The 14,062-nt window shown below is 52.0% G+C and carries 9 protein-coding genes; 1 reads left to right on the plus strand and 8 read right to left on the minus strand.

Annotation, left to right across the window (positions count from 1 at the left end; translation table 11 throughout):
• Positions 1 to 65: 65 nt before the first annotated feature.
• Complete coding sequence (locus ACK8NJ_RS15380) at positions 66 to 1,214, minus strand: MFS transporter (RefSeq protein WP_411961772.1); 1,149 nt, start codon at positions 1,212 to 1,214, stop codon at positions 66 to 68.
• 314 nt (positions 1,215 to 1,528) lie between these two features.
• On the opposite strand from ACK8NJ_RS15380, the gene ycaC reads away from it, so the two are divergent.
• On the plus strand, positions 1,529 to 2,155 hold the full coding sequence (ycaC, locus tag ACK8NJ_RS15385; RefSeq protein WP_000165876.1) for an isochorismate family cysteine hydrolase YcaC: 627 nt from the start codon (positions 1,529 to 1,531) through the stop codon (positions 2,153 to 2,155).
• A gap of 34 nt (positions 2,156 to 2,189) precedes the next feature.
• Here ycaC and dmsC read toward each other — a convergent pair whose 3' ends face one another.
• From dmsC to ftsK, 7 genes are all read right to left on the minus strand, one after another.
• Positions 2,190 to 3,053 carry a dimethyl sulfoxide reductase anchor subunit DmsC gene (gene dmsC, locus ACK8NJ_RS15390; RefSeq protein ID WP_000534637.1) on the minus strand — a complete coding sequence of 288 codons (864 nt, stop codon included), beginning with the start codon at positions 3,051 to 3,053 and terminating at the stop codon, positions 2,190 to 2,192.
• 1 nt (position 3,054) lies between these two features.
• Positions 3,055 to 3,672 (minus strand): dimethylsulfoxide reductase iron-sulfur subunit DmsB, encoded by a 618-nt coding sequence (dmsB, locus tag ACK8NJ_RS15395; RefSeq protein WP_000213098.1) that lies wholly within the window; start codon positions 3,670 to 3,672, stop codon positions 3,055 to 3,057.
• Positions 3,673 to 3,682: 10 nt separating this feature from the next.
• A complete protein-coding gene (dmsA, locus tag ACK8NJ_RS15400) occupies positions 3,683 to 6,127 on the minus strand; it encodes a dimethylsulfoxide reductase subunit A (RefSeq protein ID WP_000850305.1) in 2,445 nt (814 codons plus the stop codon).
• Positions 6,128 to 6,365: 238 nt separating this feature from the next.
• Positions 6,366 to 7,658: a serine--tRNA ligase gene (gene serS / locus ACK8NJ_RS15405; RefSeq protein WP_000886683.1), complete on the minus strand. Its 1,293-nt coding sequence runs from the start codon at positions 7,656 to 7,658 to the stop codon at positions 6,366 to 6,368.
• Positions 7,659 to 7,748: 90 nt separating this feature from the next.
• Positions 7,749 to 9,092: a replication-associated recombination protein RarA gene (rarA, locus tag ACK8NJ_RS15410; protein WP_000067755.1), complete on the minus strand. Its 1,344-nt coding sequence runs from the start codon at positions 9,090 to 9,092 to the stop codon at positions 7,749 to 7,751.
• A gap of 10 nt (positions 9,093 to 9,102) precedes the next feature.
• Positions 9,103 to 9,714: an outer membrane lipoprotein chaperone LolA gene (gene lolA / locus ACK8NJ_RS15415; RefSeq protein WP_001295343.1), complete on the minus strand. Its 612-nt coding sequence runs from the start codon at positions 9,712 to 9,714 to the stop codon at positions 9,103 to 9,105.
• Between the two features lie 158 nt (positions 9,715 to 9,872).
• Positions 9,873 to 14,018: a DNA translocase FtsK gene (gene ftsK, locus ACK8NJ_RS15420; RefSeq protein ID WP_411961773.1), complete on the minus strand. Its 4,146-nt coding sequence runs from the start codon at positions 14,016 to 14,018 to the stop codon at positions 9,873 to 9,875.
• Positions 14,019 to 14,062 lie beyond the last annotated feature (44 nt).

Below are 14,062 nucleotides of genomic sequence, written 5' to 3' on the forward strand. Positions count from 1 at the left end.
AGTCAGATAGAAGAAACAAAAAAGCAGAGTGTGAAACAGTAAGTTCACACTCTGCTTGAATTCATTTACACGTGAGCAACGGGTTTCGGCGTATGACCGGCGTTGCGAAGCAGCATCAGCAAATAGATAAACGATACGCTGGCGATCATGATAAACAATAAATTATCGGAGAAATTCTGCATTAGCATAGCGGTAAATGACGGGCCAAGCAGACTTCCCACGGTATAGCTCAACAGTAAGGCCTGGTTGATCGCCACCAGTTGATGATGTTCAACTTTCTCGCAAGCCCAGGCCATCGCCACCGGATATAGCGTAAAGCCAGCGGCACCGAGGATGAATAACGCTGGGGCCATCGCCGCCTGGCTAAGCATCGCGATACTGCCGAGAATGACGACAAAGACCTGAACACGCAACACCAGCAGTCGACCAAACTTATCCGCCAGACGTCCAATCGGCCATTGTCCAAGGATACCCGCACTGACCAGTACCGCCATCCAGAAACCAATGCTGGCATTGCTCACCCCTTTGTGATTGAGGTACAGCGGCATCAGGCCATATAGAGATCCCAGAACGATTCCTGAGATAATGCAGCCATTCACGCCAAGCCGCGCCTGACGGAGTTTTAGCATTGACGTAATTGACGTCGAATCATGGTTTTCAGCCTGCTGATTCAGCACACGCGTAAACAACAGCGGTAAGATCCCTGCCAACGTCAAACCTGTAACCCACGGCAATACGGACATCAGCTCGGTTGAAACTTTGCTGACCAGTAACTGGCCTAAAAACGTTCCCACGTAATAAACCATCATATACGCAGCAAGCAAACGCCCACGGTTACGTGACGTCCCACTGCACATCAGCGCGCTCTCAACAACCACCCAAATCATGGCACAGCCGACGCCGGCGACAAAACGCCAAGCCAACCAGCTCCAGAATCCAATCATCAGGCCAAGGCCGGCACAGCCAGCGGCAAAAATGAAGGAGGCCAGATAATAGCTGCGGTTAAAGCCAATGCGCTTAATGACATACCCTGTCAGCAATGTACCGACCAGGTTGCCGGTAAAATAGGATGAGCTGACAACGCCTACCTGCCATGTGGACATGTGTTCCTGGGCGAGCCAAAGCGGCACGAGTGTATTTAACACTGCGATCGCCAGAGTCAACAAAAGCAGGCCAGACAGCAAAAGCATGACAGGCCGGGTATACGTGGACATGAATTAAAACCGTGAGGAAGTTCAAATTTCATGCGCATCATGCCACCGCCAAAAACATTGTCAATGGGTGAAAATACGCGCATATCGCAGCGGAGGTATTATCGATTTATATTACTCATTCATAACACTAATGCTGGAGAGACGATTAATCTCATCTGATTGTTTTTATTGATCTAACACAAATTTCATACGCTTCGTTCAGTCGAAAAATTTCATGGTCAAAGCAAACTCATATTTCCCGTCTATGCTTTCAGAGCAATGCATCGCGTCTGACCGATTTCAGACGTACCACTGACTCTCGAAAGGAGAAGAGGATGACCAAACCGTATGTTCGTCTTGATAAAAATGATGCTGCCGTTTTGCTTGTTGATCACCAGGCTGGTTTACTTTCCCTTGTACGGGATATCGAACCCGATAAGTTTAAAAATAACGTGCTGGCGCTGGGCGACCTGGCTAAGTATTTCAACTTACCTACTATTCTTACCACCAGTTTTGAAACCGGTCCTAACGGCCCATTAGTTCCAGAACTGAAAGCACAATTCCCCGATGCACCTTACATTGCTCGCCCGGGCAATATTAACGCCTGGGATAACGAAGATTTTGTAAAAGCAGTCAAAGCGACAGGTAAAAAACAGTTAATTATTGCCGGTGTGGTAACCGAAGTTTGCGTGGCATTCCCGGCGCTTTCAGCCATTGAAGAAGGGTTTGACGTCTTTGTCGTGACTGACGCGTCAGGGACCTTTAATGAAATTACCCGGCATTCGGCATGGGATCGCATGTCGCAAGCTGGTGCGCAATTGATGACATGGTTCGGCGTGGCGTGCGAGCTGCATCGCGACTGGCGTAATGATATTGAAGGACTGGCGACGTTGTTCTCTAACCATATTCCTGATTATCGTAATTTGATGACCAGTTATGACACGTTAACGAAGCAGAAATAAAAGAGAACCGGGGCCGAAACCCCGGTTGTTATGATTAGCTTGCGACGGCCATCCCCACGGTCATATGCAAACCATAGAATACGCCACGACCGATTAATTCCCCTGCCAGAAGCAGAATGAATGATACGGAAAGTAGCGGAACCGCAGGCTGATAACCTTTTAGCTGTGGTGCAATCCACAAGCACAGGGCAACGGCCAAAAGCACGATCCGCCAGGACATCAGCGCACCATAGTCCGGCACCAGCGCTGCGGCCTGCTGCACAGAGCTATGAATAGTCGCCAGCTCTGCGCCCTGCATCACTGACACCACGCCACTCACTACCAGGGCCAGTACAGAAATGGCTGGCAGCAGACGCATCGCCCAGCCATCGACGCCAGCCAGACTCAGCAACAGGTAACCCAGTAACGGGCCGCCCATAAACATCGTCAGGAAGAAGCCCATCGGCGTCCAGATGCTGTACCAGGTCGGAACGGTATCAATGCTGTTATACACACGCACCATCATCCAGACAAAGATGACGCCAAGAACCATCGTCACTATCAGCCACAGCGTACGCAATGCCGGTGACAGCTTTTTCAGCATTGCCAGCAACCAGCCGATGCCACCAACAGCAAAAAAGATCGAACCGCTGGCGATTTCGTTACTGAGTGCTGAAGCCCCTACCCGGTTGAGCGAGTTAAAGGCGCGCATCGGTGAACCAAGATGAAGCATAGAGGCGATAAAGCCAATGCCCATCAGCACCCATAAACCAAACATGCAGGCAATAACACGCTGCTGGGCTTCTGCTCGCAGGTCGCCTTTGAGCAGCGCCAAAGCCAGAACGATAAAACCACCCGCTACACATTGCCCGAAGACCGTGAAGATCATCAGCGGCCATTCATGCCATCCACTTCCCATCTCACACCTCCTTCGGGTTTGCCAGATAGCCAGTGGTATCCCCGGTCGGGCGGCTGTTGGCATTGGGTTTGATCACAATATTCGGTTTGGTAAAGTGAGCTCGCGGCAACGGCGCAACGGCCGCCAGATCGCCATGTTTTTTACGCAGCTCGTCGATAGGGCCGAAATCCAGCGCCCGCAGCGGGCAAGATTCAACACAGATCGGCTTTTTCCCCTCCGCAACACGGTCATAACAACCATCGCATTTGGTCATATGGCCTTTCGTTTCGTTATATTGCGGTGCGCCATACGGGCAAGCCATATGGCAGTAGCGGCAGCCAATGCACACATCTTCATCGACTACAACAAAACCATCTTCACGTTTATGCATCGCACCACTCGGGCAGACTTTAGTACAAGCCGGATCTTCGCAGTGGTTACATGAAATCGACAGATAGTAGGCAAACACGTTCTGATGCCAGACACCGTTATCTTCCTGCCAGTCACCGCCAGCATATTCATAAATGCGGCGGAAGCTGACTTCCGGCGTCAGATCTTTATAGTCTTTACAGGCCAGCTCGCAGGTTTTGCAACCGGTGCAACGGCTGGAATCAATAAAAAATCCATACTGGGTTGTCATCGGTTACTCCTTACACCTTTTCAACCTGAACAAGGTTTGTATGTGACGGATTCCCCTTAGCGAGAGGAGACGGACGTTGAGTGGTCAGTACGTTGATACAACCGCCCTTATCGACACGTTTTGCATCCGGGTCATACCAGGCACCTTCACCCAGTGCGACCACACCCGGCATCATTCGTGGCGTCACTTTCGCCTCAATATGAACCTCACCACGATCGTTAAAGATCCTGACTTTATCGCCGTTGTTGATACCGCGTTTTTGTGCATCAAGCGGGTTGATCCACATTTCCTGACGGCAAGCTGCTTTCAGCACATCAACGTTGCCGTAAGTTGAGTGAACGCGAGATTTGTAGTGGAAGCCAGTAAGCTGCAGCGGATATTGTTTGTTCAGCGGATCCTGATAACTTTCAAAGCCCGGCGTATAGATCGGCAGTGGATCGATCACATCGCCTTCTGGCAATTCCCAGGTCGCGGCAATGTCAGCCAGCGCCTGCGAATAAATCTCAATTTTACCCGATGGCGTGGTCAGTGGATTTGCCTGAGGATCTTCACGGAAAGCTTTATAAGCAACGTGGTGCCCTTGTGGGTCGCGCTTTTTAAAGATCCCCTGCTTGCGGAACTCTTCAAACGTTGGCAGTTCAGGAATCGCTTCCCGCGACTGGGCATACAGATGCCGCATCCACTCTTCCTGTGTACGGCCTTCAGTAAACTGTTGCTCAACGCCAAGACGTTTTGCCAGTTCGCTGGTCATTTCATAGATGGTCTTACATTCAAAGCGCGGTTTAATCACCTGATCGTTGAAAATCACGTAAGACATATTCCCGCAGGATGCATCCAGTGCAAAGTCCATCTGTTCGGAAGCGGTGCAGTCAGGCAGCAGGATGTCAGCATATTTCGCTGATGAGGTCATGTGGCAGTCGATAACCACAATCAGCTCGCACTTCTTATCATCCTGAAGGATTTCATGGGTACGGTTGATTTCAGAATGCTGGTTAATCAGGCAGTTACCGGCATAGTTCCAGATCATTTTGATCGGCACATCCAGCTTATCTTTCCCGCGCACACCATCACGCAGCGCTGTCATTTCCGGGCCACGTTCAATGGCATCGGTCCACATAAACATAGAAATGCTGGTCTGGATCGGGTTTTCGAGGGTCGGCATACGCACAAACGGTAAGCTGTATGAACCTTCACGCGCGCCGCTGTTCCCTCCATTAATACCAACGTTACCGGTCAGAATCGCCAGCATCGAGATAGCACGGGTTGCGATTTCACCGTTAGCGTGACGCTGCGGGCCCCATCCCTGGCTGATAAACGCCGGTTTGGTACTACCGATTTCACGAGCCAATTTGATGATTTTGTCTGCCGGAACACCGGTGATTTGCGAGGCCCATTCCGGCGTTTTAGCCACGCCATCTGGTCCTTCACCCAGAATATAAGCTTTATAGTGACCATTTTTCGGCGCACTGGCTGGCAGTGTTTTCTCGTCGTAGCCAACGCAATATTTATCGAGGAATGCCTGATCCACCAGGTTTTCGGTGATCATGACATACGCCAGACCGTTAACCAGTGCGGCATCTGTTCCCGGACGAATGGGGATCCACTCATCTTCGCGCCCGGCTCCGGTGTCGGTATAGCGCGGATCGATGATGATCATGCGAGCATTAGATTTCTGACGCGCCTGTTCAAGATAGTAAGTCACCCCACCGCCACTCATTCGCGTTTCGCCAGGGTTATTACCAAACAGCACTACCAGTTTACTGTTTTCGATATCCGACGGGCTGTTACCATCTGCCCAGCCGCCGTAGGTATAGTTCAAACCTTCCGCAATTTGCGCGGAAGAGTAGTCACCGTAATGGTTCAGATAACCGCCGCAGCAGTTCATCAGGCGAGCGACCAGGGTATTTCCCGGCGGCCAGGAGCGGGTCATGGTGCCGCCCAGCGTACCGGTACCATAGTTCAGATAGATAGACTCGTTGCCGTACTCTTTGATCAGGCGCTGCATATTGGTCGCGATGATGTCGTAGGCTTCTTCCCAGCTAATGCGCTCGAATTTGCCTTCACCGCGCGCCCCGACTCGTTTCATCGGATATTTCAGGCGGTCCGGATTGTAGACACGGCGACGCATGGAACGCCCACGCAGACAGGCGCGCACCTGGTGCAGGCCGTCATAGTTGTCATCGCCGGTATTATCCGTTTCAACATATTTAATTTCACCGTCCACAACGTGCATACGTAGCGGGCAGCGACTACCACAGTTAACTGTACAGGCGCTCCAGATAACCTTTTCGTCTGATTTTGTTGGAATGGCGCTATCGACAGCGTGCGCAATCCGACTAAAAGGTAATGTTAATGCGCTGCTGGCCATTGCCAGGCCGCCGATCGCTGTCGTTTTTACCAAACCACGGCGACTCACCTCAGCAGCCAATACCGCATCAGGGATTTTCGTTTTCATAATGGCTCACTCAAGCTTGCTCACGATTGATTCCAGTAACAAACCGTATTGTGTAATTATTTCTATAGCAGGTCGCTATATAGGTTTGTATACATCGAATAATTTGAAAATCAAAGAGATAGGTAGATTTTCACTCGAAAGTAGTATTACGTGTAAGTGAGGAGTAATTATTGTTCGGTATCAAAGGGAGACAAAAAAAGCGCCCGCAGGCGCTTTTTAGATTCAGAAAAATTGGGTATTAGCCAATATATTCCAGTCCGTTCATATACGGACGCAGAACTTCTGGTACTTCAATACGACCATCAGCCTGCTGATAGTTTTCCATAACCGCAACCAGCGTACGACCAACAGCCAGACCAGAACCGTTCAGGGTATGAACCAGACGGGTTTTCTTGTCCGACTTGCTGCGGCAACGTGCCTGCATACGACGTGCCTGGAAATCCCAAACGTTGGAGCAGGAAGAGATCTCACGGTAGGTGTTCTGTGCCGGGATCCATACTTCCAGGTCGTAAGTTTTGCAAGCGCCAAAGCCCATGTCGCCAGTGCAAAGGATGATTTTACGGTACGGCAGGCCCAGCAACTGCAGGACTTTTTCTGCATGACCAGTCATCTCTTCCAGCGCCGCCATTGAGTCTTCCGGGCGCACGATCTGCACCATTTCAACTTTGTCGAACTGGTGCATACGGATCAGACCACGGGTGTCACGACCATATGAACCGGCTTCAGAACGGAAGCATGGGGTGTGGGCGGTCATCTTAATTGGCAGATCATCTTCATCGATGATTTCACCGCGTACCAGGTTGGTCAGCGGAACTTCTGCCGTTGGGATCAGCGCATAGTTACTGGTGTCTGCTTCTTCTTCCAGCGGACGAGTATGGAACAGATCGCCAGCAAATTTCGGCAGCTGACCCGTACCGTACAGCGTGTCCTGGTTAACCAGGTACGGAACATAATTCTCACTGTAGCCATGCTGTTCGGTATGCAGATCCAGCATAAACTGCGACAGTGCGCGGTGCATGCGAGCAATCTGCCCTTTCATTACCACAAAGCGGGAACCGGTCAACTTAACTGCGGCTGCAAAGTCCAGGCCAGAGTGCATTTCACCCAGCGTCACGTGGTCACGAACTTCGAAGTCAAACTCACGCGGGGTACCCCAGCGGCTGACTTCAACGTTGTCATTTTCATCTTTACCTACCGGCACTTCATCTGCTGGCAGGTTAGGGATTGTCAGCGCGATATCGCGAATTTCAGCCTGTAAAGCATCCAGCTCGGCTTTTGCTGCATCCAGCTCTTCGCCCAGTTTGTTCACTTCCAGACGTAAAGGCTCGATATCTTCCCCGCGCGCTTTCGCCTGGCCAATGGATTTCGATCGGGAGTTACGCTCCGCTTGCAGGTTTTCCGTTTTGACCTGCAATACTTTACGACGCTCTTCAAGAGCGCCCAGCTTATCTACATCCAGCTTAAAGCCCCGGCGTGCCAGTTTTTCAGCGACTGCGTCTGGCTCATTACGCAGCAGATTGGGATCGAGCATGCTTATCCTGTGCTTATCGAATTAAATGGGAGATGTGGCCACAGCCTGCGACCACAGGGATACAGTAACAACATTACCGCAACGATAACATTAACGGTAGCGTTTTATGGGGCTATTTTGATCCTGTTCAGCCAGCCAGGCGAGCTTTTCGCCAATCTTGCCTTCAAGGCCCCTGTTTGTCGGGAAATAATAGCGTGTTTGTGCTATTTCCGGCGGGAAATAAACCTCACCGGCAGCATAAGCGTTTGCTTCATCATGAGCGTAACGATATTCCTGCCCGTAGCCCATTTCCTTCATTAATTTCGTCGGCGCATTACGCAAATGAACCGGCACGTCATAATCCGGACGTTCGCGAGCATCGGCCAGCGCGGCTTTAAACGCAGTGTAGACAGCGTTGCTTTTTGGCGCGCAGGCCAGGTAAACAATCGCCTGAGCAATGGCGCGTTCACCTTCCGCCGGGCCAACTCGGGTAAAGCAATCCCAGGCCGCAATTGCCACCTGCATCGCTCGTGGATCAGCATTACCCACATCTTCCGACGCTATCGCCAGACAGCGACGCGCGACATATAACGGATCGCCACCGGCAGTAATAATTCGTGCATACCAGTACAGCGCCGCATCGGGTGCGCTACCACGTACCGACTTATGCAGTGCGGAAATGAGATCGTAAAAGCGATCGCCTTTGTTATCAAAGCGGGCGCTACGTTCACCGGCGATTTCGGTCAGTAATTCAGGCTTCAGGACCCGCTTACCGCTATCATCGACTTCGGCCATATCCGCCATCATTTCCAGCGTATTTAACGCCCGGCGCGCGTCGCCATTCACCAGTTCAGCAATGGCGCGTCGTGTTTCATCTGGCAGAACAATATCCTGACCACCATAGCCACGGGTTTTGTCTTCCATCGCCTGAGTCAGTACTTGCTCAATATCCTCTGTACTCAGGGATTTCAGCAGATAGACACGGGCACGGGAAAGCAGTGCCGAATTAAGCTCAAATGACGGGTTTTCAGTGGTTGCACCAATAAAAGTGATGGTGCCGTCTTCAATATGTGGCAGAAACGCATCCTGCTGGCTTTTGTTGAAACGGTGAACTTCGTCAACAAAAAGAATAGTGCGGCGACCAGCATTGCGGTTTTGCCGAGCGCGCTCGATCGCCTCGCGAATCTCTTTCACGCCAGAAGTAACGGCAGAAATACGTTCCACATCAGCGTTCGCATAGCGGGCAATCACTTCAGCGAGGGTTGTTTTGCCGGTACCCGGTGGCCCCCAGAGGATCATAGAATGCAAATGCCCGGCTTCGATAGCACGCGGCAACGGCTTCCCCGCAGCCAACAAATGTTGTTGGCCGATATACTGTGCTAAATTTTCTGGCCGCATACGCGCGGCCAGAGGTTGAAAAGTATTATCCGAAAAATCGAGCGACAGATTGCTCACTCAGGTGCCTCTACTTACGTTGATCATCTACCGTGACGCCTTGCGGCGGGGTGAAGGTAAATTTCGCTGCATCCACAGCCCCATTTTGCTGGGATTTCAGTTGATAACTGCTGCGCTGATCGTCCTGCTCCACCGCGCTAAACTGATGGATTGTGCCATCACGTCCCACGTTAATGGTGAACTGCTTCAGATTGCCATTGCTGGCTTTCGGCGTCAGGACAAAGTCATCGCCATTCTGTTTGATATTGTACTGCTGCCAGTCGCTGGACTGGTTGCGGGCAATCAGCATAAACGGCGTATTACCGGTGGCATCTTTCAGCCAGGTTGCCGTAGCTTGCTCAACGAACGGGTTATAGAACCACAGTGTTTTACCGTCAGAAACCAGAATGCTTTCATCAGGTTGAGTCATATGCCAGTTGAATAAGTTTGGACGTTTCACCCACAGATCGCCCTGACCTTCCTGCACCGCCGCGCCGCTACCGTCAGTCACTTTTTGTGTGAAGCTGGCGTGGAAGCTGCTGACTTTATCCAGGCGGCTTTTCAGATCGCTTGCGGCATCAGCCCAAACGCTGCTTGCTACTAAGCTTGAGAGTAATGCACAGGTGATGGCAATTTTTTTCATCATTATTCCTCAAATTACGTCACTCCCGACCGGGAGTTCCCTCTACTCTCTATTCCAGGCTAATAATCAGCTTGAGGAAAGAAGAAAATACTGAATTTTCAGTTGATAGAGTGCCGGATGCGACGCTACCGCGCCTTTTCCGGCATACGATGCATTAATTAGTCAAACGGCGGTGGGGCCAGCACTTCACGATTACCGTTGTGCCCCTGTTCGCTGACAATCCCCTGCGCTTCCATCTGTTCGATAATACGCGCTGCACGGTTATAACCAATGCGGAACTGACGCTGTACGCCTGAAATTGATGCTTTGCGTTTTTCAGTGACAAACTGCACCGCCTGATCGAACAACGGATCCAGTTCTTCAGCGCCATCGAAACCGCCCGCGCCACCTTCGCTTTCACTGTCGGAGGTGATGCCATCAACATACTGTGGGCGACCACGCGCTTTCCAGTCCTGCACCACGGCATGAACTTCCTGATCGCGAACAAAAGCACCATGGACACGTACCGGCAACGTGGAGTTCGGCCCAGAGTAAAGCATATCCCCCATACCCAGCAGTGATTCCGCGCCAGCCTGATCAAGAATGGTACGTGAGTCAATCTTACTGGATACGGTAAAGGCGATACGGGTCGGAATATTCGCTTTAATCAGACCAGTAATAACATCAACCGATGGACGCTGAGTTGCCAGTACGAGGTGGATACCCGCGGCACGGGCTTTTTGCGCCAGACGTGCTATCAGCTCTTCCACTTTTTTACCTACGGTCATCATCAGGTCGGCAAATTCGTCCACCAACACCACAATGTATGGCTCTTTTTTCAGCACCGGATGCTGAGCATCCATACTGTCACCCGGCTTCCAGTACGGGTCTGGAATCGGACGCATCATGCGATCGGCTTCAGCAATTTTTTCGTTATAACCCGCCAGATTACGCACACCTAGGGCGGACATCAGCTTATAACGACGTTCCATTTCATTTACGCACCAGCGCAAAGCGTTGGCAGCATCTTTCATGTCGGTAACGACTTCCGTTAACAGATGCGGAATGCCTTCATAAACCGAAAGCTCCAGCATTTTCGGGTCGATCATGATGAAACGCACATCTTCTGGCTGTGCTTTATAAAGCATGCTCAGGATCATCGCGTTCACACCGACAGACTTACCGGAACCGGTAGTCCCCGCAACCAACAAGTGCGGCATTTTCGCCAGATCGGCAACCACCGGCTCACCGGCGATATCTTTACCCAGCACCACGGTTAATGGCGACGGATTATCGCGGAATTTGGCGTTATCCAAAACTTCGCGCAGATAAACGGTTTGTCGTTTTTTATTCGGTAACTCCAGACCTACATAGGGTTTGCCAGGAATAACTTCAACGACACGCACCGCCACCGTCGAAAGTGAACGGGCAAGGTCACGTGACAAGTTAGAAATACGCGCCGCTTTTACGCCCGGTGCCAGGTTCAATTCAAAGCGAGTGATAACCGGCCCCGGAGAATAATTGACGACATCGGCTTTAATACGGAAATCAGCCAGACGCGCTTCCACCAGACGCGCCATTTGTTCAAGCGCAAAGGTATCTACCGGCTCCACTTCGCTCGGCGGAGGTGTCAACAAATCCAAAGAAGGCAGCGGCGTCGTCGGTTTATGCAACGGACGGCTGTCGCCATTACGCATCAACAGCGGATGAAGCAGGGTATCCTGCGGCTGTGGCGCAACTGGCTGTTGTGGCTGCTGATACTGCGGCTGCGGTGCAACCGGTTGTTGCGGCTGTTGATACTGCTGCTGCGGCGCAACTGGTTGTTGCGGCTGTTGATACTGCTGCTGCGGCGCAACTGGTTGTTGCGGCTGCTGATATTGCTGCTGTGGCGCAACCGGTTGTTGCGGCTGCTGATATTGTGGCTGCGGCGCAACCTGCTGTTGTGGCTGCTGATACTGCTGCTGCGGCGCAACCGGCTGTTGCGGCTGCTGATATTGCTGCTGTGGCGCAACCGGCTGTTGTGGCTGCTGATACTGCTGCTGCGGTGCAACCGGTTGTTGCGGCTGCTGTACAGGTTCAACAATTGGCGTAAACAACGGTTCGTGTGGACCATCATCCAGCAACGCTTTCATTGGCGAAAATTCAAAATCATCCAGCGAGAACGGATTCGCCCCAGCCGGTTGTTCGCCGGAATAACGTTGTTGTTGAGTTTGCGCAAACTGACGAGCCAGTTCAGCCTCTGCCGCAGCATCTGCATCTTCTGCGTTTACGGGCACATCATGTTGATACTGTTCGCCATAGCGTTGCTGCTGTGTCTGGGCGAACTGACGTGCCAGTTCATCCTGCTGCATCGCATCGATTTCATCATCGTTGTACTGATCGCCAGAATCGTACTGATTGCGCTGGGCTTCACGGGCTTTTTCTTCTGCCGCACGCTGTGAGGGCAGCTTAATACCGTAAGACGCCAATTCACGACGAGTTGGCACGCGGATACGTTTCGGTCGTGGCAACTGCGGGCCAATCCCCTCTTTGACCTGCGGACGCGGTCCACCGCTATTTGCCAGACTGAAGACTGGCGCGGCAACGGTTGCGGCAGCCCCCGTCGCCAGTGTCGCTTTTTTCACGCCAGATGCCAGCGGAGAAACAGCGGCAGCGGCTTCTACTGGAGGTACTGCTGCAACAGAAGGTGCTTTCAGCGAAGATTTGATCGGTTCTGGTTCTTTAACCGGTTCTGGAATCGGTTGATACCAGGCCGCAAGTTGTTCACGTTCACGGGCTCGCTTCTCTTCCACTTCTTCAAAGTAGTAAAGCGGCGGACGCGCGGGTTTTGTCTCTTCTACAACGGGTTCAGGCTCCACAACAGGCTGCTGTTCAACAGGTTGCGGCTGTTGGTACAACGGCTCCTGAGCGACTGGCTGCTGATAAGTTTGCTCAGTCTGGTATGTAGACTGTGGAGCAAAAGTGGATTGCTGCTCTTCGGCTTGCCAGGCGTTACCTGCCACCGATTGTTCTGGCGCAGGGGCGTAATACGACTGTTGCGCAGACTGTTCCGGCGCAGTTGCGTAATACGGTTGCTGAACAGGTTGTTCCGCCGCAGGCGCATAATACGGCTGCTGTGGCTGTACAGGTTGTTGCAGCGGCTCATTATATTGCACTGCAGGCTGCGCATATTGTGGCTGCTGTGGGTAACCTTCCGGTGCAGGAGCAATCACCGGCTCTCCCGTTTGTGGCCCCGGTACAGGCTGCCAGGCTACTGTAGGTTGTGCAGGTGCAACATCAACAGAGGCAACAGGTGGCGTCTGAGTCACAGGTTCAACCGGTGCAGCCCAGCTTTGCGTCGCCGTGGTAGCAGCAGCTGCTACAGCAACAGGTTCGGTAATTGGCGCACCGTTTAATAATGGATCGTACTCGTCATATTCTGGCTGCGTTGCACGATTGCCCGAAAAGAGGACGTCGTCAGGGTCGGCAGCCACACCGCGTGCAGTGTAGGTAATCTCTTCGTCATCATCCATCCGCTTACCGGAGAACAACGCAGCGTCTGTTTGCCGCCCCATCGGATTAATGAATTTTTCCGCCAACCGTTTACGACGCGCTAGCGCGCCGCGAAGAATACGAGCACGGCGTGATTCATGCTGTTTGCCGTGATTTTCATCTTCATACTCTTCGTCATCTTCATACTCATCTTCATCGACCCAGGTATCATCGCGACGGGTACGATTACTGGCGAAGGTGAGAATGTTTAAAATCCAGCCGCCGAGTTTTTCAGCAATGGTCACCCATGACCAACCGGTGAACAGCGTCAGGCCCGCTGCCCAAACGCAGAGCAGCGCAATAGTTCCCCCGCTACTGTGTAGCAGTGGTTGTAGCGTAGTGCTTAGTAAGCTGCCAATGACGCCACCGGAAGCAAAATACCAGATATCGTCAGCGTTGATTGCCGCCAGACCACAGGAGGTAAGGATGAGCGCCAAAACGCCAATGATGCGTAGCGAAACGGCAAAATAATCAATGTATTCGTCGCTGGACTGATGACGCCAGGCAAACCAACAACCGCCGACAATAATGACGGGAATGGTGTAAGCCATCACGCCAAAAATAAAGAACAGCGTATCTGCCAGCCACGCACCGGGCATCCCACCTAAATTATGGATAGGTTCATGCCAGGCCGTTTGAGACCAGCTGGGGTCCGAAGGGTTAAAGCTTAGTAAGGCAGCCATCAACCAGACGGCAAACAGGACAATAAGGATCAGCAACGCCTCCAGAAGGCGGCGGCCGCTACTTAACTTTGTCAATGTGACTTCTTTGTCTTCAGTGTATTCCTGGCTCAAGAAAGGCTCTCCAGGTTACAGGCTTTTCCTGCCCGATGCTAAAA

The organism is Escherichia sp. F1 (genome assembly GCF_046764225.1).
GTDB lineage: Bacteria > Pseudomonadota > Gammaproteobacteria > Enterobacterales > Enterobacteriaceae > Escherichia > Escherichia coli.

Excerpts from the sequence above, each read along its gene's own strand:
- dmsA (WP_000850305.1), bottom strand. The coding sequence starts at position 6,127 with ATGAAAACGAAAATCCCTGATGCGGTATTGGCTGCTGAGGTGAGTCGC.
- dmsB (WP_000213098.1), bottom strand. The coding sequence starts at position 3,672 with ATGACAACCCAGTATGGATTTTTTATTGATTCCAGCCGTTGCACCGGT.
- dmsC (WP_000534637.1), bottom strand. The coding sequence starts at position 3,053 with ATGGGAAGTGGATGGCATGAATGGCCGCTGATGATCTTCACGGTCTTC.
- ycaC (WP_000165876.1), top strand. The coding sequence starts at position 1,529 with ATGACCAAACCGTATGTTCGTCTTGATAAAAATGATGCTGCCGTTTTG.
- serS (WP_000886683.1), bottom strand. The coding sequence starts at position 7,658 with ATGCTCGATCCCAATCTGCTGCGTAATGAGCCAGACGCAGTCGCTGAA.
- ACK8NJ_RS15380 (WP_411961772.1), bottom strand. The coding sequence starts at position 1,214 with ATGTCCACGTATACCCGGCCTGTCATGCTTTTGCTGTCTGGCCTGCTT.
- lolA (WP_001295343.1), bottom strand. The coding sequence starts at position 9,714 with ATGAAAAAAATTGCCATCACCTGTGCATTACTCTCAAGCTTAGTAGCA.